The sequence below is a fragment of the Streptomyces sp. NPDC050145 genome (assembly GCF_044460245.1).
Classification (GTDB): Bacteria; Actinomycetota; Actinomycetes; order Streptomycetales; family Streptomycetaceae; genus Streptomyces.
The window spans coordinates 338803-356198 of record NZ_JBITJS010000009.1 but is presented as its reverse complement, the minus strand read 5'-3'; the positions used below and the strand labels follow the sequence as shown (position 1 = coordinate 356198).

The 17396-nt window shown below is 68.6% G+C and carries 22 protein-coding genes and 1 pseudogene; 7 read left to right on the top strand and 16 right to left on the bottom strand.

Translation table 11 applies throughout. The features are described 5' to 3' along the window. The 9 genes from ACIBTU_RS20530 to ACIBTU_RS20490 all read right to left on the bottom strand — a co-directional run bounded on the left by ACIBTU_RS20530 (position 1) and on the right by ACIBTU_RS20490 (position 6376). Positions 1-1257 carry a hypothetical protein gene (locus tag ACIBTU_RS20530; RefSeq protein WP_399127698.1) on the bottom strand — a complete coding sequence of 419 codons (1257 nt, stop codon included), beginning with the start codon at positions 1255-1257 and terminating at the stop codon, positions 1-3. A gap of 433 nt (positions 1258-1690) precedes the next feature. Next, positions 1691-2020 (bottom strand): hypothetical protein, encoded by a 330-nt coding sequence (locus tag ACIBTU_RS20525; protein WP_399127697.1) that lies wholly within the window; start codon positions 2018-2020, stop codon positions 1691-1693. Next, the gene (locus ACIBTU_RS20520; RefSeq protein WP_399127696.1) at positions 2017-2445 is read right to left on the bottom strand and encodes an ATP-binding protein; all 429 of its coding nucleotides are present in this window, start codon (positions 2443-2445) and stop codon (positions 2017-2019) included. The genes ACIBTU_RS20525 and ACIBTU_RS20520 overlap by 4 nt, the downstream gene beginning before the upstream one ends. A 287-nt stretch (positions 2446-2732) precedes the next feature. Next, positions 2733-3908, bottom strand: coding sequence for a helix-turn-helix domain-containing protein (locus ACIBTU_RS20515; protein WP_399127695.1), 1176 nt, complete (start codon positions 3906-3908; stop codon positions 2733-2735). 107 nt (positions 3909-4015) lie between these two features. Next, a complete protein-coding gene (locus ACIBTU_RS20510) occupies positions 4016-4657 on the bottom strand; it encodes an HAD family hydrolase (RefSeq protein ID WP_399127694.1) in 642 nt (213 codons plus the stop codon). Positions 4658-4666: 9 nt separating this feature from the next. Continuing rightward, positions 4667-4909, bottom strand: coding sequence for a hypothetical protein (locus tag ACIBTU_RS20505; RefSeq protein ID WP_399127693.1), 243 nt, complete (start codon positions 4907-4909; stop codon positions 4667-4669). 32 nt (positions 4910-4941) lie between these two features. Beyond that, positions 4942-5547 (bottom strand): class I SAM-dependent methyltransferase, encoded by a 606-nt coding sequence (locus tag ACIBTU_RS20500; protein WP_399127692.1) that lies wholly within the window; start codon positions 5545-5547, stop codon positions 4942-4944. Then, a complete protein-coding gene (locus tag ACIBTU_RS20495) occupies positions 5544-5933 on the bottom strand; it encodes an ATP-binding protein (protein WP_399127691.1) in 390 nt (129 codons plus the stop codon). The genes ACIBTU_RS20500 and ACIBTU_RS20495 overlap by 4 nt, the downstream gene beginning before the upstream one ends. Before the next feature lie 122 nt (positions 5934-6055). Further along, positions 6056-6376, bottom strand: coding sequence for a hypothetical protein (locus tag ACIBTU_RS20490; RefSeq protein ID WP_399127690.1), 321 nt, complete (start codon positions 6374-6376; stop codon positions 6056-6058). Positions 6377-6508: 132 nt separating this feature from the next. On the opposite strand from ACIBTU_RS20490, the gene ACIBTU_RS20485 reads away from it, so the two are divergent. Beyond that, positions 6509-7279: a GntR family transcriptional regulator gene (locus tag ACIBTU_RS20485; protein ID WP_399127689.1), complete on the top strand. Its 771-nt coding sequence runs from the start codon at positions 6509-6511 to the stop codon at positions 7277-7279. Between the two features lie 273 nt (positions 7280-7552). On the opposite strand, the gene ACIBTU_RS20480 is transcribed toward ACIBTU_RS20485, so the two are convergent. Then, entirely contained in the window at positions 7553-8281 is a 729-nt protein-coding gene (locus ACIBTU_RS20480) for a GntR family transcriptional regulator (RefSeq protein ID WP_399127688.1), read from the bottom strand. A 58-nt stretch (positions 8282-8339) separates the two neighbouring features. Between ACIBTU_RS20480 and ACIBTU_RS20475 the strand changes: the two genes are divergently transcribed. Continuing rightward, positions 8340-9263, top strand: a complete 924-nt coding sequence (locus ACIBTU_RS20475) for a class I SAM-dependent methyltransferase (RefSeq protein WP_399127687.1) — start codon at positions 8340-8342, stop codon at positions 9261-9263. Here ACIBTU_RS20475 and ACIBTU_RS20470 read toward each other — a convergent pair. Continuing rightward, positions 9229-9780: a hypothetical protein gene (locus tag ACIBTU_RS20470; protein ID WP_399127686.1), complete on the bottom strand. Its 552-nt coding sequence runs from the start codon at positions 9778-9780 to the stop codon at positions 9229-9231. The genes ACIBTU_RS20475 and ACIBTU_RS20470 overlap by 35 nt on opposite strands. Before the next feature lie 226 nt (positions 9781-10006). Continuing rightward, positions 10007-10615 carry a hypothetical protein gene (locus ACIBTU_RS20465; RefSeq protein WP_399127685.1) on the bottom strand — a complete coding sequence of 203 codons (609 nt, stop codon included), beginning with the start codon at positions 10613-10615 and terminating at the stop codon, positions 10007-10009. Between the two features lie 315 nt (positions 10616-10930). On the opposite strand from ACIBTU_RS20465, the gene ACIBTU_RS20460 reads away from it, so the two are divergent. The 5 genes from ACIBTU_RS20460 (at position 10931) to ACIBTU_RS20440 (ending at position 13651) form a co-directional block, all read left to right on the top strand. Then, positions 10931-11185, top strand: coding sequence for a hypothetical protein (locus ACIBTU_RS20460; protein WP_399127684.1), 255 nt, complete (start codon positions 10931-10933; stop codon positions 11183-11185). 124 nt (positions 11186-11309) lie between these two features. Beyond that, positions 11310-11885, top strand: a complete 576-nt coding sequence (locus ACIBTU_RS20455) for a hypothetical protein (RefSeq protein WP_399127683.1) — start codon at positions 11310-11312, stop codon at positions 11883-11885. Between the two features lie 179 nt (positions 11886-12064). Beyond that, on the top strand, positions 12065-12466 hold the full coding sequence (locus tag ACIBTU_RS20450) for a squamosa promoter-binding protein 15 (protein ID WP_399127682.1): 402 nt from the start codon (positions 12065-12067) through the stop codon (positions 12464-12466). A gap of 328 nt (positions 12467-12794) precedes the next feature. Continuing rightward, entirely contained in the window at positions 12795-13043 is a 249-nt protein-coding gene (locus tag ACIBTU_RS20445; RefSeq protein ID WP_399127681.1) for a hypothetical protein, read from the top strand. 83 nt (positions 13044-13126) lie between these two features. Next, the gene (locus ACIBTU_RS20440) at positions 13127-13651 is read left to right on the top strand and encodes a DUF1877 domain-containing protein (protein WP_399127680.1); all 525 of its coding nucleotides are present in this window, start codon (positions 13127-13129) and stop codon (positions 13649-13651) included. Between the two features lie 56 nt (positions 13652-13707). Here ACIBTU_RS20440 and ACIBTU_RS20435 read toward each other — a convergent pair. The 4 genes and pseudogenes from ACIBTU_RS20435 to ACIBTU_RS20420 form a co-directional block, all read right to left on the bottom strand. Beyond that, positions 13708-14148 (bottom strand): annotated as a pseudogene (locus ACIBTU_RS20435) (HAD family hydrolase); the annotation flags it as partial. 25 nt (positions 14149-14173) lie between these two features. Then, positions 14174-14608: a hypothetical protein gene (locus tag ACIBTU_RS20430; protein WP_399127679.1), complete on the bottom strand. Its 435-nt coding sequence runs from the start codon at positions 14606-14608 to the stop codon at positions 14174-14176. 62 nt (positions 14609-14670) lie between these two features. Next, positions 14671-15234 (bottom strand): prepilin peptidase, encoded by a 564-nt coding sequence (locus ACIBTU_RS20425; RefSeq protein WP_399127678.1) that lies wholly within the window; start codon positions 15232-15234, stop codon positions 14671-14673. A 212-nt stretch (positions 15235-15446) separates the two neighbouring features. Continuing rightward, on the bottom strand, positions 15447-16538 hold the full coding sequence (locus ACIBTU_RS20420) for a hypothetical protein (protein ID WP_399127677.1): 1092 nt from the start codon (positions 16536-16538) through the stop codon (positions 15447-15449). Positions 16539-17396 lie beyond the last annotated feature (858 nt).

Genomic DNA, 17396 nt, shown 5'->3' with positions numbered 1-17396 from the left:
TCAGACGGTCGGTGCGGCGACGGGAACGCTCACGCGGAGGTGGTGGCACAGCGCGACGAGGGTGGGGGCTGCCTGGGCCTTGACGATCACGTCGCCGTCCTGCGGGCCCTCCAGCGGGTAGGGCATGTACTCGCCGAATTCCTCCAGGCCCTCGGTGTCGATGAAGAAGACCTTCATGCCGCGATCGCGGGCCCTCTTCTCGACCTCGCGTCGGTCGGCGTGGAGGCCGACGACCAGGAGGGCTTTCGCCTCGGGGTGGAACGGCACGGGCGGGATCTTCTGGTCGTAGCGGCGTACGAAGTGCTCGTCGAGTCCGGCCCGCGCGGCGAGGAGGTCGAAGTTGTGCTGGAGGACGGGGCCGACGAAGTGGCCGGCGTCGTGCAGGGCCTTGAGGGCACGGTGCGCATCTGTCGGCTTGGCGAGGAAGGAGTCGCGGAACATGGTGACCAGCTCGTCTGCCTTCCCGGTGGCGTCGAGCAGCATCTCCTGGACCAGGGTGTCCTTGCTCGGGGACAGGACGAACGGGTGGGTCTGCTTCATGACGTTGTCGGTGCGCTCGGTGACCCGGTATGCCTGGTGCAGGAAATGCAGCGGCGGGACGCCGGCCTCGACGCTCGTTCCGCAGCCGATCTCTACCTGGAACGGCAGGTGCCGGGACAGCTCGCGCAGGTCGTCGGCGTAGGTCGGGTTGCCGCGCTGGTCCCTGATCCGGATACCGCCCGCCAGGACGTTCCACGGCATCTGCCGCACCGGGCGGGTCACCGCGAAGTCCTCGGAGACGAAGACCACGTCGAGCGAGCAGAACCCGGGCGGCGTCTGACGTGAGGCGCGCTCGTCCTGCGGATGCGTGTCGTGCGAGGTGACGGTGACGCGCAGGTCGCCCTTGGCCCAGGTGGTGTCGTCCGTCTGCCGCCAGCCGCCCTCCGTCAGCCAGCAGCGCACGTTGCTGCGGTACTCGTCGATCTCGGCCTTCGGGGCGAGTGCCGACGTGTACAGGTACAGCTCCGCGAGGACGAGGCGCGGGACGGGAAACGTGTAGTCGAGGTCGTACCGGTAGCGGTAGTGCACGATGCGGCGGCGGCCCTGCTCGTCCTCGCTCCAGCCGGACTGCTGGGCATTGGCCGGGTCGTGGGTCCGGCGCCACACGCCTTCCTCGATCGCCCGGGGGCGTTCGTGTCCGGTGCCGGCGAAGTGTGTGTTCCAGGTGGCGACCTGGTCGTCGTCGAGCTGTTCGATCACAGGATGGGGAAAGAACATCTTCTCTTCCTCCGGAACAATGTCGGGATAGCCCTCACGGTGTTGCCTGGTGACGGCTGAGAGGGTCGGCCACAGCCCTTGGGCACGGCGGCAGCCTGCTGGTGGGTGTGTGCAGAGACGTCCGCGCCTTCCGCGTGCGGCTTCGGTCGCCGCTCGTCAGCCGTCCGACCTGGGTATCGCCAGGTCGTGAGCAGCTGGGTGGGTGTTACGGGTCGCCCGGCCGGGGCCACGGGGAGGGGCCCGGCGCCGGGCGACCCTGTCTAGGTGGGCGGCACGATGTTGTGCACGCGCAGGTGATGGGCTGACCCGGCGACACTCGCAGCCGCGAAGTACAGCCGGTTCGCGCCGGTCGACGCGGTGACGTACTCGTTCACGTCGGCGCCGGTCGCCGCCGTCGACAGCGGGTCGAGGCCGATCGCGAGCAGTACCTGCCCTATCTCGGTGATGATCCGTCCCCACTGTCCGGGGTGGTGAGCATGTGCCGGGTGCCGTCGAGACGGACCATGACGAGCCCGCCCCGCACCGCAATCCGCTCGCCGGCGTCAGGCAGTGTGCGGTCGGCGGGGGCCGCACCGAGGGCGTGCGCGACGCCGAGCATGCGGGACGAGATCGCAGCCGCAGTGTCGCGGTCGAAGCGGCCGGGCGGATGCGTGATGAGCATCGGCGCGAACCCCTGATCACCGATGCGGTCGACCCACGGCCGCACGGACAACGACGCGATCGTGCCCGCGCACGGTACGAGGGCGTGCCGCTGAGTCGTCACGGCGCGCTCACCTCGGCCCACACCGTCTTTCCGAACGCAGCGTCGTCGACTCCCCAGTGACACAGCTTGTCGAGGATGAGCAACCCGCGGCCACGGCCACGATTGCCCGACTCAGGCCTGGCATGCGGGCGCCGGCGGACCGGATCGCGCACCTCGATCCGCGTGCGGCCGTAGAGGCTGACGAGTGTGAGGGCAAGGGTGTCACCGGGCTCGGTGCCGTACCGCACTGCGTTGGTGACGAGCTCGCTCGTGACAAGTTCGATCGTCACGACGTAGGCGTCGATGGCGTCGGGCTCATGGTGCAGCAGGTACTCACGGGCGAACTTGCGTGCCGTGCGCGCCGATCGTGGCTCACCCGCCAACACGAGCCGTTCCGGCAGGCCGGCGAACTCGGGGAGTGCCGCTGTGTCCAGTCGCGCCCTCATGCGCTCACCCGCTTGCGGCACTCGCTGCACCGGGACGCGGTCCATACCCGCTCGGTGCTCGTGTCGGACACCGTTTCGCACGGCTCGAGGCGACGGGTGACGGCGCCGCAGTCCCAGCACGCGAAACCGTGCAGGCGGGCGATGCTCACCTCATCCACAGAGACGGTTGCCGTCTCCGCCCGTGTGTCGTTCATCTCTCCACCCCTGCTCTATGACGTGATGCACAGAGCATGCGGGGGCGAGGGAGCCGTGAGGGATACACGCTGTATCCCTGTCGAGGGGTTGCGTCAGACGGCCCCGGCCCAGCTCGCGAAGTGGTGCAGCGATTCCTCGTCGGCGCGACGCAGCCGGACGAGAGTCCCGGTTGTCTCTCTCGTCCACGGGTGCTCGCGGGTGTGCTGCGGTGCGATGCTCCGGGCCACCTTCAGCGACTCGAACGCGTCGCTGAACCGTCCGCCCCAGGTCTGTGCCCGCGCGAGTTCGATCCAGAACCCGGAACGACGCTCAGCGGGCAGCGACGTCGACGGCGTCCAGGACCTGGCCACGGCGAACGCGTCCTCGATGTGGTCCTGCCCCAGGCTTACGGCGACCGACAGTTCGTGGATACGCACGGACTCCGGGCCGAACGCGGTGCCCAGGTACGTGCCCTCCCGCGCCTGCTCACTCAGTCGGCGAGCATGCGCAAGGTGGCCGCGGGCGGCGTCGGCGTCGCCGTCGCGCCCCGCGATGACCGCAGCCCGCATGTGAAGTGCGCCGCGCGCCGCGGCAGTCTCCTCGTCGCGCGCTGCCGGGGCGGCGTTCACTGCAGCCTCAAGCGCGTGAGTGCCCGCCCTGTGGGCGCGGGCGGTAAAGAACACTTCCGTGCGGACGTACGCGACCGACGCAGAAAGAAGTGGATCTTCAGCGTGGGGGACGGCCCACCTCATCAACTCGACGAGACGGGCGGAGAGATCTCGAGCGCCGAACTTGTAGGCAACCGCATCCACGGACCGGGCCGCGGCAACGACGAGTCGGGCCGCTTCCCGCTTGTCCTGAGCAGAATGAAAGGCGGCGATGGTGTCCTCGAGCAGCGCCGGGGCGTGCTGCGCGATGCGCCCGTACTGGGCAGCAAGACGCCAGTTCACAGCCTCACCGACGACGGTGCGCAGCTCGTCGAGGGTCCGGCGCGGCGGTGCGAGGGGCACGTCGTAGGCGGCGAGGCTCGCAGAGATCGCAGGCAGGGCCGCATGCACGCGGGTCTCCGTACCAGTGTGCGTGTCGAGCAGGCGGGTCGGGTCTACACCAAGGGCGGCGGCGATCGCTTCGAGAGTCGTATCGCTCGGGTACCGCTTTCCTTGCTCGATCGCTTTGACCATGGGCAGCGACACGAACGATTCGCGGGCGAGGTCGCTCTGCCGAAGCTTCTTCGATTTGCGGGTGGCGGCAATCCGCTTCCCCAGCGTGACGGCGTCAAATGCGGTCATACCGACTCCAGTTCAAGGCATCCACTTCGAACCGTACCCAGGCGATCACGGTGAGGGGCGAATACAGCCCGACCTGTTACCCGTAGGTGGGACTGTTCGCTGCCGAATCAATGTGCAGCAAGAGGCACGAGCTGCATCAGCGAATCGATCCGGTGGTCCGCTGCATCAACGACCGTGGGGTCGTCGGCCCACAGGTAACCCCAGGGGCCGCGCCGCAGGTGAGCCGTGCGCAGACCGGCTGCCCGTGCGGGGAACACGTCGTTCTGCGGGTGGTCGCCCACGTACAGAATCTCCTCGGCGGGCACGCCGGCCTCGGCGACGAGCCGCTCGAAGAACGCGGGTGACGGCTTGGCAGCATTCCATTCACCGGATGTCGCGATCAGGTCGGCGGGCAGGTCGAGTCCACGGAGCAGCCCTGCAGCCTTCACCGTCTGGTTCCCCGCGATGATGACCCGGGCCCCGGCATCGCGGAGCGCGGACAGAGCCGGTCGCACGTCCTCATACACGTCGGTCTCATCGAGGTACTCGCCACGGCCGGCTTCCTCTCGAGCTTGGTAGGCGGAGCGCAGGTCGATGCCAGGCTGCAGCAATCGGAGCGCCTCCGCGTTGTCCTGGCCGCGGGCGACGACGGCGCCGACGAGGGCGGACAGGGTGTGGCGCGGGACGTTCAGCCAGTCGGCCCACGACGCCCAGTAGCGGTCGTCCCGTACGAGGGTCTCGCCGACGTCGAATGCGAAGGTACGGATCATCACGTGACCCTATCGATGGGAGAAGCGGGTCCTCCAGAGACGTCGTGGCTGCGGGCCGCCCTTGTGGCCGACGGTGCGGAGTCCGGCGGCTTGCTTGCGCCTCTCGGTGGCCATCTGGATGGCGTACGCGTCGTCGAGGGCCAGGGCGGTGAACCGGCTGGACAGGGTCGGGCATGGGGTGCCGGTGCGGCGCGCGCCATGCAGCTCGCTGGCGAGGTCGTCGGGTGAGGGAGCGTGCGGCGCGTTGGCCATGGTCGCGTCCTTTGGTCAGGTGTCGCCGGACGTCAGTGGGCATCGCGGTTCGGGCCGCGCAGGACGAGGCAGGTGATGCGGCCGTCGTTTTCCAGGTCGTAGCGGGTCGCGGAGGACCAGCCCTGTTTGAGCACCTCGATCTCGCGCTGGGTGAGTCCGCGGTGGCGGTGTTTGGGCGGAGTTCGTTCGTGGACGGCGGTGGTGATGTGCAGGACGCCCCGGGGTGCGAGCCAGCGCTTCACGTCGATGAGGAAACGCTCTCGGTCGAGGAACGGCAGAGAGAGCCGGCAGGCGACGATGTCGACCGAGCCCGGGCTCAGGAGGGTCTGCGGGATCGCGTCTGCGTTGAAGTCGTGCACGCGGAACGTGAGATGCTCGGACGCTCCGTGCAGGCGGCGGGCGCGTTCGATGACGAACGGCGAGAAATCCATGCCGGTGACGTCCAGGCCCCAGTCGGCCATGCGGGCAGCCAGGTCCCCCTGACCGCAGCCGACGTCGACCGCCCGCATGCCGGGCTCCGGTGCCACATAGGCGCGGAACATCTGCGCCTCGAACGAGGTGACGCGGCGGAACGCGGCGCCGTCCGCGTAGGCGTCGTCCCAGTAGGTGCTGGTGCGAGTCTGTTTCGCGACCGTCATGCGGATACCTCCGGTCCGTCAGCACTGATCCTGCGGGCGGCCAGCACTTCGGTGGACGCGCGGCCCAGTCGGATCTCGAGGCGGTCGGTGAGGGCATCGACCAACGCCAGCCCGCGCCCGCGTTCGCTGTCGGGGCTGACGCTTTCGACGGTGAACGCGGAGGAGATTCCGTGGTCCGTGGCGGACACGACCGCCTCGTCCTCAGAGACCGAGACGCGGACCACCACATCCCCGCAGGCGTGCTGCACGCAGTTCGTGACGAGTTCGCTGGTGACGAGACGGAGGTCGTCGATGACGCTGCGAGGGACGCAGTGCGCGCGAAGCATGTCGGCGGTGAACTCGCGTGCGCGGCGCGGGCTGTCGATTGAGCTGCAGGGCAGCGTCATGCAGGCACTGCTGCCGGGCAGGGGCCCGGGCCTGCCGCTGGTCTGGGCCCGGGGTGCGCGAGCGGGTACGGGCCGGACGCGCGGGGCGAAGAGCGGCCACTGGATGGGAGTCGTCCGGCTACTCATGTGCATTCCTCCTTGTGGTCTTCGTGAGGCTCGGCGTCGTCGTGGACTGCCCGGCCGCGTGGCATGGGGATGGCTCGGTGCTCGGTATCGATTTCCACCCACAGGACGGCGCCGTCCCGGGTGGTCTCGTGGCCGAACCGGTCTGCGTGTGCGTCAAGTTGCCGCAGCAGGGTGCGTCGCGCGTGTTCGTCGAGGTCGTCGGGAACGGGAGCGGTGACGCGGACGGTCGACGGCGCTATCTCGACGTGGGTGCTGGTTGCCAGGACGCTCTGGAGGAGCGTCTCAAGGCGGGCTGCGCGGTCGGTCGGCGAGTTCACTGCTCTCCCCCGTACATGAGACATCACGTACCGTAGATCTAATGCATTAGCTTGGAGCTGATGCATTAGCTTGTCAATCGGGTTGCACCACATCCGCGGAGAGTTGTTCACGACGACGTTGGGAGAATCCGCATGGGGCACGACGAGCAGCCGCCCTACCAGCGGGTCGCCGGCGACCTGCGCCGCCGCATCAAGTCCGGCGAGTGGCAGATCGGCGACAAGCTGCCCGGCCGCCCCGACCTCGCCCGCCACTACGACGTCGGCACCAACGTCATCCAGAAGGCCCAGGAACGCCTCATCATCGAGGGCTTCCTCGAGGGCCGCAGCGGATCGGGCACGTTCGTGCGCCGGCCGCGCGAACGCCTGCGCATGGTCCGCTCCCGCCACCGCGAGCAGCGGCGCACCAGCCCCTTCCGCGCCGACATGGCCGACCACGGCATCACCGGCACCTGGGAGTCCCACTCCCAGGCCCGCACCCCCGCCCCGGACGAGATCGCCCACCGGCTCGGCATCTCCCCCGGCGATCCGTGCGTGCGGACCGACTACGAGTTCCTCGCCGACGGCCGGCCCGTTCAGACGTCGGTCAGCTGGGAGCCCATGGCCATCACCGGACAGACCCCGATCGTACTGCCCGAGATGGGCCCGTTCGCCGGGCGCGGCGTCGTCGAGCGCATGCGCTCGATCGGCATCACGGTCGAGCGGGCCGTCGAGCTCCCCCGGCCGGGGCGGGCCACCCAGGCACAGGCGAACCTGCTCGGCATCAGCGTCGGCGACCTGGTCCTGCTGATCGAGCGCACCTACTTCGACGCCGACGGCCGGCCCGTCGAGACCGCCGACATCGTCGTCCCCGACGTGCGGTGGGAAGTCGCCTACGAGTTCGGCATCGACGCCCCCGGAAGGTGAGGCGGAGACACCGCCCGCCGGCCTGCCGCGGGCACGCAGACACGCGAGCACACCGGGCCCTCCATATCTGGTGACCGGCGGTCGCGCTGCGCGCTTCGTCATGGGAGACCTCGTCACATGGTGGCTCCTCAGGCGCCCGTTCGGCCGGCCAGTCAACAGCCGTCTGCAGAGCGTGAGTTACGGACCTCACAGACTGGACCGGTCCACCGGTCCAGTCAAGTGAGTCGAAGGCGTTCCCCTCGAAAGGGCTGAGCCAGACGACGCGGTTGGCTGCTACCGTCCGCCGGTCATGGGGTAGGTCTCGCTCGCCTCGAAGAGATCGCCGGGAGTGATGCCCCGCTCGACGACCAGCACCCGCCCGTCCTTGTCGTACGCCGCGTGCAGGACCTCGACGACCGGGAAGGGCACTTCCCTCTCGAGCAGTTCGGCTTCCTGCGCAGTTCCCAGCCGCACCGACGTCACGTCCGTGCCCTGGGCCGGAGTACGTCCCGTCATCCGGGTCACGTAGCGCGTGGTGCCCTCGACGATCTGCTTGGTGCCCGACAGCTTCGGGCAGCGCTCGGCGATGTCCGTCGGGAACCAGGCTGCGACGAACGAGTACGGGGAGCCGTCGACCATCTCGACCAGCCGCTCACGGCGCAGCGCCTCGGCGCCGTCTGCCAGTCCGAGCGCGGCCGTGATCCGGGGCGGCGGCACGGCTCGCTCAGGAGTCCCGATGATCCGGTAGCTGCGGCCTCCCGCGGCGCGCGTGGTGCCTGCCTTGCGGCCGCCGGCAGGGCGCGCGACCGGGGCCGGGACAATCCTGAAGCCCTGCCCCTGACGGGCAACGACGAGACCGTCGTTGATCAGGAGGTCGTAGGCCTTGATGACAGTCGCCCGCGACACGTCCCACTCATGGCTGAGGTCCCGCTGCGAGGGCAGCAGGTCGTCCGGACCGAAGTCGCCATCCGCGATGCGCTGCCGCAGCGAGTCCGCGATCAGTTCGTACTTGAGGACGGCCACGAGCTCTCCCGGTGTGCATGCTGGACAGGTGGACCGGTCAGGTTAGACCATTCTCGCCATGCCAGGTGAACCGCAACTCGCACCCGAGATCCTCGCGTTCTACAGCGAGACCGTCGACGAGTCCGTCCGGCTGACCCGCAGCGCCGACGGTCTCCTCGAGCTGGTCCGCACCCAGGAGCTTCTGCGCCGCTACCTTCCCCCCGCGCCCGCGCGGATCCTCGACGTCGGGGGCGGGCCGGGCATCCACGCCCGCTGGCTTACGGAGGCCGGATACGCCGTGCACGTCGTCGACCCGGTGCCGCGCCACGTCGAACAGGCAGCCACGACCGGCGCCACCGCTGAACTCGGCGACGCCCGCAAGCTCACCGCGGCTGACCACAGTTACGACGCCGTGCTGCTGCTCGGCCCGCTGTATCACCTGCTCGATCCCGCCGACCGCAAGCAGGCCCTGGCCGAGGCCGGCAGAACCGTGCGGCCCGGCGGGACCGTGGCGGCCGCGGCCATCGGCCGCTACGCCTCCCTGTTCGAACACGTCGCCACCACCATGCTCGACAACGACCGAGTTGCCGACGCCGTGGAGGACATTCTCACGACCGGCATCCACGAGCCCGGCAGGAAGGGCTTCACAGCGGCCTACTTCCACACGCCGGACGGACTCGCCGAAGAGGTGACGGCTGCCGGCTTCGCTGATGTTCGCGTCCACAGTGTCGAAGGACCGGCCTGGGCCGTCCTCAAGGGCGCTGAGGAACACAGCAAGGAGTCCGTACAGGAATCCGCCATGTTCCGCGCCGCGCTGACTGCCGCCCGGCTCGCCGACGAGCATCCCGAACTCCTCGCCGCCAGCTCTCACTTGCTCGCGATCGCCACAGCCCACGAGTGCGCCCGGCTACCCGGAAGGGAGGTGCGGCACGAGGGCGGGCAACTGACGTCTCGCCCGCCGACTCGTCTCACCGACCAGAGAGACGACGGGCGTGGGCTCTGACGACTTCCGTCAGCGAGTCGGCAGCCTCGGGCGTCAAACGGTAGAAGCCGTGGAGGCTGACCGCACTCTCAAGGCGACCATCCACCACGTGCTTCAGTCCGCGGGTCTGCCCGCGCCGGTTTCGCCAGGTCAGGGTGGAAAGCAGTTCACCGGCGACGGGTACATCGAAACGTACGGGCGTCGCCTCCACGTGCACCGCCTGGGCCCCGCATCCGTCCGCGCCGAGCATCGACCAGTCGGCGTGCCCGGGATACGCGGGGTCCTCCCAGGTGGCGGGTGCTGTGCCGCAGCAGTCGCGGCGCTCCATGTCCAGCACTCGCATCTGACTCACCACGAACACCTCGCGCTGCTTGACATGCAGCGCGTGCACCTCGTCCCCGGCACGGGCACCCGACCACGCGGGCAGAGAGGAGTGAACGCCGCTGAACGCGACCGGCGGTCGCTCACCCACACGCCCTGCCTTGCGCAGCGCACGGCACGTTTCGTGGGTCCACAAGACGGTGAAGGCATCAGGCATGCCGTGATCCTACGAACAGGGACTGACAGCCTCCTCCACAAGACATCACTCACGAACTTACCGAAGGCCGGCAACGATCCAAGGTTCTGAAAGGGACGGTCTAATCACCCAAGCAGGCGATTCGCAGCTCGCAGTCGGCACGGCACCGGCGGGCTCAGGCCAACGGCATCACCACAACTTCACGCTCGCCGGTCCCAGGACGAGTGAGGCCCGAGCTTCCAGTCCCTCAGCTGCCGCTCAGTGGCGATCCCCATGTTGGATCGTGGTGCGATCTTCTCGCCAGGCAGGTCAGCAGATGCTCCGCTGTGCTTAAGGCGCTGTCATGCGGCGCTCCGACCGAAGTGAGGGCGGCTGCGAGCCTTGCTGACGCCGACTCTGGCAGCTCCAAGTCGGCAAGGAGAGGAAGGATCAGCAGGAGGCGCGCGGCTGGGTCCTCGACGCCTTCTGCCGGGGACGGGCTTTCTGCCAGGCGGAGCAGTTCGTGCCAGGTCAGCCCGGCCCCGGACAGTTCTCCTTCCCAGCTGGCAATCTGCTGGGCGTGGCTCCGGCCTGGCTGGGTGAGGAGGTAGTCGATGCCGTAGTCGCCGACCAGGTTGCGGTAGATCACCACAGCTCCGGGACCGTCTTCGGTCGGTACTCGGAACACAGGCCAGCGTTCGGGGTCGAAGAGGACTTCGGACAAGGCATCGGTATCGGCACCGTCGTCGCCGAACCACTCCGGAACGGGACTGGATCCATCTCCGCACATCATGAGGTAGTTCGACCAAAAGCCCCGTCGGGCCAGCAGTGACTCGCCCGCAACCAGCGGGCCGTCGTCGTATCCCTTGATCACCACACCCGGATCCTGCCACCAGCCACTGACACGCCCCTGTCCAACATGGGCGTCGAGGGCGCGCCGCCGCCCAGCTATGCGTGAGGTCTCCGATGGCTGACAGTGGAGCTGGCCGAGGTTGGGGTTGCTGGGCAGACCCACGAGGCACCTGCGCTGTTCTTCCGCACAGACAGCGAGCCGATGTCGATAGCATCGATGGTCCTTAGAGGCAGGCAAGGAGGCGTGATGGCACTCGTCATCGAGCTACGGCGTGGGGTCTCCACCGCTCGGACCGGGCGGAAGTCAGGGCCGCCTCCCCCAGTCGGGACACTTGAGCGGATGGTCGTCGATGGCGAGCTCTGGGCAGCCCTGGACACACTGGGCCGGCATCGGTTGCCCACCCTTGCTGACGTCGATCCTTACGGGGACACCCTGCTGCGCGGTGCGTCGGTGGAGCGCCTGGTGCGGGAGCTAGAAGGTTCAGATCTTACTCGGTTGGGAGATGCCGAGAGTCAGGCTGTTTCGACGCTACTGGCGTGGGGCCTGCGCTGCCGCGCGGACAAGGACCTGCGCATTGCCTTCTCGGGTGACTAGGTCTTGTCTGATAAATGATCACCCGTGGGCTCAGCGTGCCGGATGCTTGTCGATGGAGGGTGGCCACCGTGGTGCGGCGTCACGTCTCCCCCGTGGCGGCCCGTGACGACGAGGAGTGTCGGCGGTGTTGAAGACCTACCTGTCCTGGTACCTCGAGGGCCGGATGGACGAGTCCGAGTTCCGCTCGGCCACCGACCACTTGGCGCAGTCCGGGCTGAGCGTCGAGCACCCGAAGCTGGGCTGCGGGATGCTTCTGGACGTCGCGGGGGAACAGGTGAGGCTGCCTGTCGGGCGCATCCACAAGCTTGTCGGCCTGTCAGTCGGCCCGCTCTGCCTGCAGTTCTGGCTGTCGGCCGACACGGACGTGGTGTGCGATGTCAGGTACGTGGCGCCGGACACCCAGGTCCTCACCTTCGAGCTCGGCGGGTTGGCCGAGAACGAGCGCGAGCAAGCCGCCGACGCGATTCAACGGCTGATCCGACGAGAGTTGGACAAGACCGTCGCACTGCTCGTCGATGTGGGCGGCGAAACGGCGGACGAGGACGATGACGCGCTGGTCCTGTACGGCCGACTGCCGATCGGCGCGCGCCCGGACCGAGTGCTGTTCCGGACGGACTGGCTCGGCGCCGTCCCGGGTGTTCTTGCTGCAGCAGTGGTGAAGGATCTCGGCAACGGGCTGAGTGCAGTCCACTGGCCGTGATCATCCGGCTTGTCCGCGGAGCCAGAGGACGAGCGTTGCGGGGTGGAGTCCGGTCCATCATGGGGCGTTGCGTTTACCGAACCGCGTCGTGATGGCACGGGACTCTCGAGCCGGCTGAAGCAGCGCTCGGTGACGTTGCGGGCTTCAGGGATGCTGGCTGCTGCTGTACAACGAACGCCATGAGTTGGGTGGCGAACGTGATGATCTCGGTTGACATGGCCGACAGTGCAGGGGTGGCGGCGCTGAGTGGGTGGTTGCGGACGGATGCCCCACGTCGTGCTCAACCGGAGGTTCATGGCGTCGGATTCCTGAAGCCGATCACCAACCGTGAGTCCCATCAATGGGGTGGCTGGAAGCACCCCGAGTGCGAAGTGTGGGCGGGTGCCTTGAATCATGCCGACCTCGACGCCCTCAGGCAGCGTGTGCTCGACACGCCATGGCGCGAGCCAAACCTTGTGCAGCTCCTGGTGATGGATCAGGAGGAGGGGTTCTTCCGTATGTGGATGATCCGAGGCAGCGAGATGCGGCAGTTCGCACCGCTCCAGCCGAGCGAGGAGGACGAGGGCTTCTACCAACGTTGAATGAGGACTGGTGGGGCAACCCGAGCGGCTCGTTGAACATGACGCGCCGTTGCTTTTCTACTCGGCGATCCCGCTCCGGACGACCTCTACGAACGGATCCGTCCGTTGGCGCCATCGACACCCGAACGGCGCCGCTGTCACTCGCGGACGGTTTCGACTGCCGGGCCAGACGGCGCTCACTGGCGGCACGATAGACCCGCCGGCTGTGGTCGCCGCGGTAAGGGCTTCACGGTGCATGGTTGAGTGCACGGCGTAACCTCTGCGAGAGGAGCACGCCCATCGAACGTTTGCGAATCCGCCTGCTCTGGCCCGCGACGTCATCGCGGGCGTGCTTGAACGCGCGCTCGGCGAGGTCTCGTACGAAGCGTCGGCGGCGGCCCTGGTCGGCGTCGTGCTGAACGACGATGATCGTGAGTTCATCGAGCGCTGCTGCATCGAGGTGGGTACGCGGGTGGCGGCCGGGAGCCAGCTGCTGGGGTTGGAGGGTCTGTGCCTGGGGCACACAGCCCGCTGGTTCGGCCGCCTCAGCGAGCGAGCGGTGGCGTTGGCGAAAGCTCTGGCCCTACCGCCCCAATAGGCGCCCGAAGCACCCCGCCGACGAGGATGGCAGGCGCCCGACCAAGTAGGAAAACCGCTGGACGTCGTCGAAATACTGCCTTCATGGCCGTCACCCAGCAACTCGCCCGTGTCGAGGCGGCATATCTCGCCGCCTGCCGCACGTCCGCCACAACATCACCCGAGGGAGATCCCAACTGGGATCCACCGGCACAGGACGTTCTGGACCTGGACTGGGCACCGAGGCTGCTGGAACGCGTCTGCGACCTGGCAGAGCTCGACGGCGTCCACCTCAACGCCCTCCAGCGGGCCACGAAGGGCGACACCGAGATCGACCTTGACTTCCTCAACACACACCCGCACGACATTGCCCCCTTCGGACCACCACCGACAGCTCTGTCCGAGACCCAAGTGGCTTGCCTCGCCGAACTGCTGGGACAGATCGACATCTCTGCTGTCTTGGCCAGCCTTCCGGCCGACGATGTCGATGCGGCTGATGCGATCGGCCCCTCAGCAGGCAGGATCGTCGGCGGTCCGAAGAAGTACCTGCTGAGGCACTTCAATGCCCTGCGCGAGTTCTACCTTGATGCCGCCCAGCGGCAGCTTCTCGTCGTGCTCTGGTGGGACTGACCCCAAACCTCATCGACAGCGGACCACGGCGGGCATCGCCGTCGTTCACAGCCTCAGGGGCCGTGCCTCAGGTGGGCTGTGCGCAGCCCGGCTGCCCGTGCGGGGAACACGTCGTTCTGCGGGTGGTCGCCCATGTAGAGAATCTCGTCGGCGGGCACGCCGGCCTCGGCGACAAGCCGCTCGAAGAACGCGGGTGACGGCTTGGCGGCATTCCATTCACCGGACGTCGCGGTCAGGTCGGCGGGCAGGTCGAGTACGCGGAGCAGTCCGGCAGCTTTCACTGTCTGGTTGCCCGCGATGATGACGCGAGTCCCGGCATCGCGGAGCACGGACAGGGCAGGTCGCACGTCCTCGTACAGGTCGGTCTCGTCGAGGTGCTCCCCACGGCTGGCTGCCTCTCGAGCTTGGTAGGCGGCATGCAGGTCGACGCCGGATTGCGCTGGCATCAGGGGCTCAGCAGGGTGCACACGGCTGCCAAAGGGGGCTGAGACGCCGTGATCACACCTGGCGCGGGCTCTCTGATCACTTGCTGGACAGTCGCATGTCTCCGGACCAGGTGTCGCACCGGACACGGCCGGAGTCGAAGGTGAGCTCAAGCGCGAGCCGGCCGGCGCCTGGGTCTGCTTCGTCGTGTACTGACAGGATCGTCTCGCCGAAATGGGCTGCGATCGGGAACTCGCTGTCAATTGGCGCCACTTCGACGCGGCCGGCCTCCGCCATGTCGTACCCCTCATGAGGGGCCGATGTCTCTACGATCAGGCACCAGTCCGAACCCGTCGTCACGTGGGTGACGTCGCCCTCGCTGTCGATCAGCCACACATCCAGCGGGCCGGTCCGGGGCTCCGTGCCGTAGAAGTGCCACGACGCGAGGACACGTTCGAGATGCCGCCCGACCAGGTAATCAGGACGCACTCCGGCCCCGTGCACCGGGCACTCGTTCCACTGCTTCGGCTCCACGCAGCGACCGTACCGGCAGGAAGGGCCACCTCTTCGGCGCAAGAGGCCCCTGCTGGCCCGACTCAGGCCAGAAGAGTGCCCGCGACGGTGCCCAGCAGGGCGCCGAGCAGGAGGGGCGGGCCGAAGGGAATCGCGGTGCGGCCGGTCGCCCTGCGGCGCACGATTAGCAGGAGTCCGTGCGCGGCAGCGATGAGGTAGCCGGCGAAGACGCCGAGTACGAGGACGCGCCAGCCGTACCAGCCGAGGACGGCGCCGAGGGTGAGGGCGAGTTTGACGTCGCCGAACCCCATCGCGCGGGGGCTGGCCAGGAACATGAGCAGGAACGCTGCTCCGAGGGCGAGCGCGCCCAGGAGAGAGCCGGTCCAGGTGCCGCCTGCCTGGGGCAGGAGGCTGGCCGCGCCGAGCAGGAGAAGGGCAGCAGCGGCCATGGGGAGCGTGAGGACGTCGGGCAGCCGGTGCACGCGGCCGTCGACCAGGGCGAGCAGGACTCCGGCCGGAACGAGAGCTGCCCAGGCCAGGAGTTCGGGCCGTGTGCCGGTGGCGAGGGCGACCAGGAGGCACAAGCCGGCGACGATCGTCGGCACGGCTGTTGTCTGGGTGCGGCTGGGGTAGTGGTGACGGCCCACGGTGCACCACGGTACGAGCCAGCCGCGGGCTCCCACCGGCAGCGCGTGGCCGTCGGGGCACGTCGCACGCCAGGGATCACCGGTCGGGACACAGAGACGGTGAAGCGGCGCCAGGAGGCACCACCCACTCGCCGCACCCCAGATGACAGCGAACCCGATCACCGCAGTCAGCAACGCCCCTCCCCCGGTCGCGGATCCGCCCTCATTGTGGATCACGCCTCGTCTTCTGCCGGAGCCGGGCGGGCGCAGCGGGCACAAAGTTCGCCGGGTGCGTCGACGGGGACGCCGCACATGCCGTCCTGTCCCTCGCACTCGTGGCGCCGGACGGCCACGTCGATCACAGGCAGGCGGGGCCCGGCCTTGGGTGGGGTGCCGGGCGTGCGCGCCGGCGGGGGTGTGTGGGTCTGGTCGGCTGCGGCGGCCAGGAGTGCGAGCTGGTTGAGGCGGGCGGCGACGAGGGCTGCGAGGGAGTGGGTGCGTTCCTGCGGCGGCGGATAGGGGCGTCCGGTAAGTGTTTCGCGGATCTGCTCGCGGCTGACGCCCCCGACCAGTAGGCGGCCGACGAGCGGGGCCTGGTCGGCGAGGGTGCTTCCGGTCGCGAGCGCGGCGTGGAGCTCGGGGTGGTGACGGGCGATCGACAACAGTGTCTGCTCACCCCGGGCGGCCGCCGCCCCGTCCGTCCCTCCTCCCGTGCTTTCGGGCGTGCGCGACGCGGAGGGAGGGAGGGGGTTGGTGTTCTGCTGGTTGGTCTTCTTGAGGTTGTTCTTCTTATGGGGGCGATTCACCAACGTAGGCTCAGCCAACGTAGGGAAATCCGACCTTGGTTCTGACCTGCGGGTTTGTGACGGCCCCTCCAGGGACGGATTTTCCGACTCTGGTGCTGACCTGCGAGAACGCGCTGGCCTGCTCGACATGGGTGCTGAGGCGTCGTCGACAGCCTGTGCGGGCAGTCCGACGAGCTCGGTTCCGGCGGGCATGTCCGTGATGAAGTAGCGGGTCTCACCGAGCTGACCGCCCGCGGCCCGGGCTCGTTCGCGCACGAGGTAGCCGAAGGTCTCCAGCTCCCGCAGTGCGGAGCGCAGAGCGTCTCGTCCTTCGGGGCCGGCCTTGATGAGCATGGCGAGCGAGATGCCGTATCCGTCGCGGTGGCTGAGGAGCTCGACGAGGAGACCGCGGGCGCGGCGGGACAACCTGTGGTCCCGGATCGCCTGGTTGAAGACAGTGGTGTAGTGCGCGCCGATCACGTCGATGGCCATCGGGCCGCGCCGGATCATTCCCCCGTACCCGCGCTGCGCTGTGCTCACTGTCGACTCCGTCCGTCCGGGACCCGCAGCACCGTCGGGGCTTGCGGATCTTGAGTTCATGGAGGAGTTGACCCGCCGGCGTGCACCGGTCCGCGTACCGAACGAGGCGGTGGAGGACACGGTTGCGTCACGGTCCGTGAGGCTGTGCAGTGGTGCGCGTGCTGGTGCGCATTCCGTTCCCCCGGTGCGCCCAGGAACTGCGCACCGAGGCAAAGTCCGGTCTTCCAAGGGCAGCACGAGAGGTTGCGCAGTCGCTGCCCGCCGGTGGTCTGAGCGGTGCGCAGCACGGCTCAGGTGTGGTGGTGCGCAGTGCACTTGTGCAGCGCCGCGGGTGCTCTGTCGCGGTAACTGCACACCGGCCGGCTGCTGCGCAGCGGGCAGTCCCTCCGATCCCGAGGCGCCGTCAGATCGTCCCTGTGGCGGCGTGGATCGGCGGCCGGTGCCTGAGCGCTGAGGCCGGGTGGAGCGACTGGTGCGTGTTCTGTCAGCCGGTGGAAAACGCGCACCAGTGGACTCACTGAAACGTGCACTGCCGCAGGTCACTAGCTTACGAGGAAGAACAGGGAGGCTCGGACTCCAGGAGGGACTCCGCGGCACCGGTGCACGTTCTGAGTCGGGGGCTCTCTGGGGCCGGTGCGCGTTTGGTGAGCCTCGGCGAAACGCGCACCGGCCCGCATCCCACGGCTGCGCACCACCCTGATCTCGCCTCAAGTTCGGCGACTGCGCAGTCGCGCGCCAGGGTCTGGTCCGGTGCGCACCCGCATGCCTGCCCGGCGACTGCGCAGCTGGCGTGCGCAAGGCCTGCGCAGTCGGATTCCCCAGGTGCGCAGTGCGGCGCACCGTGCTCTGCGCAGTCCG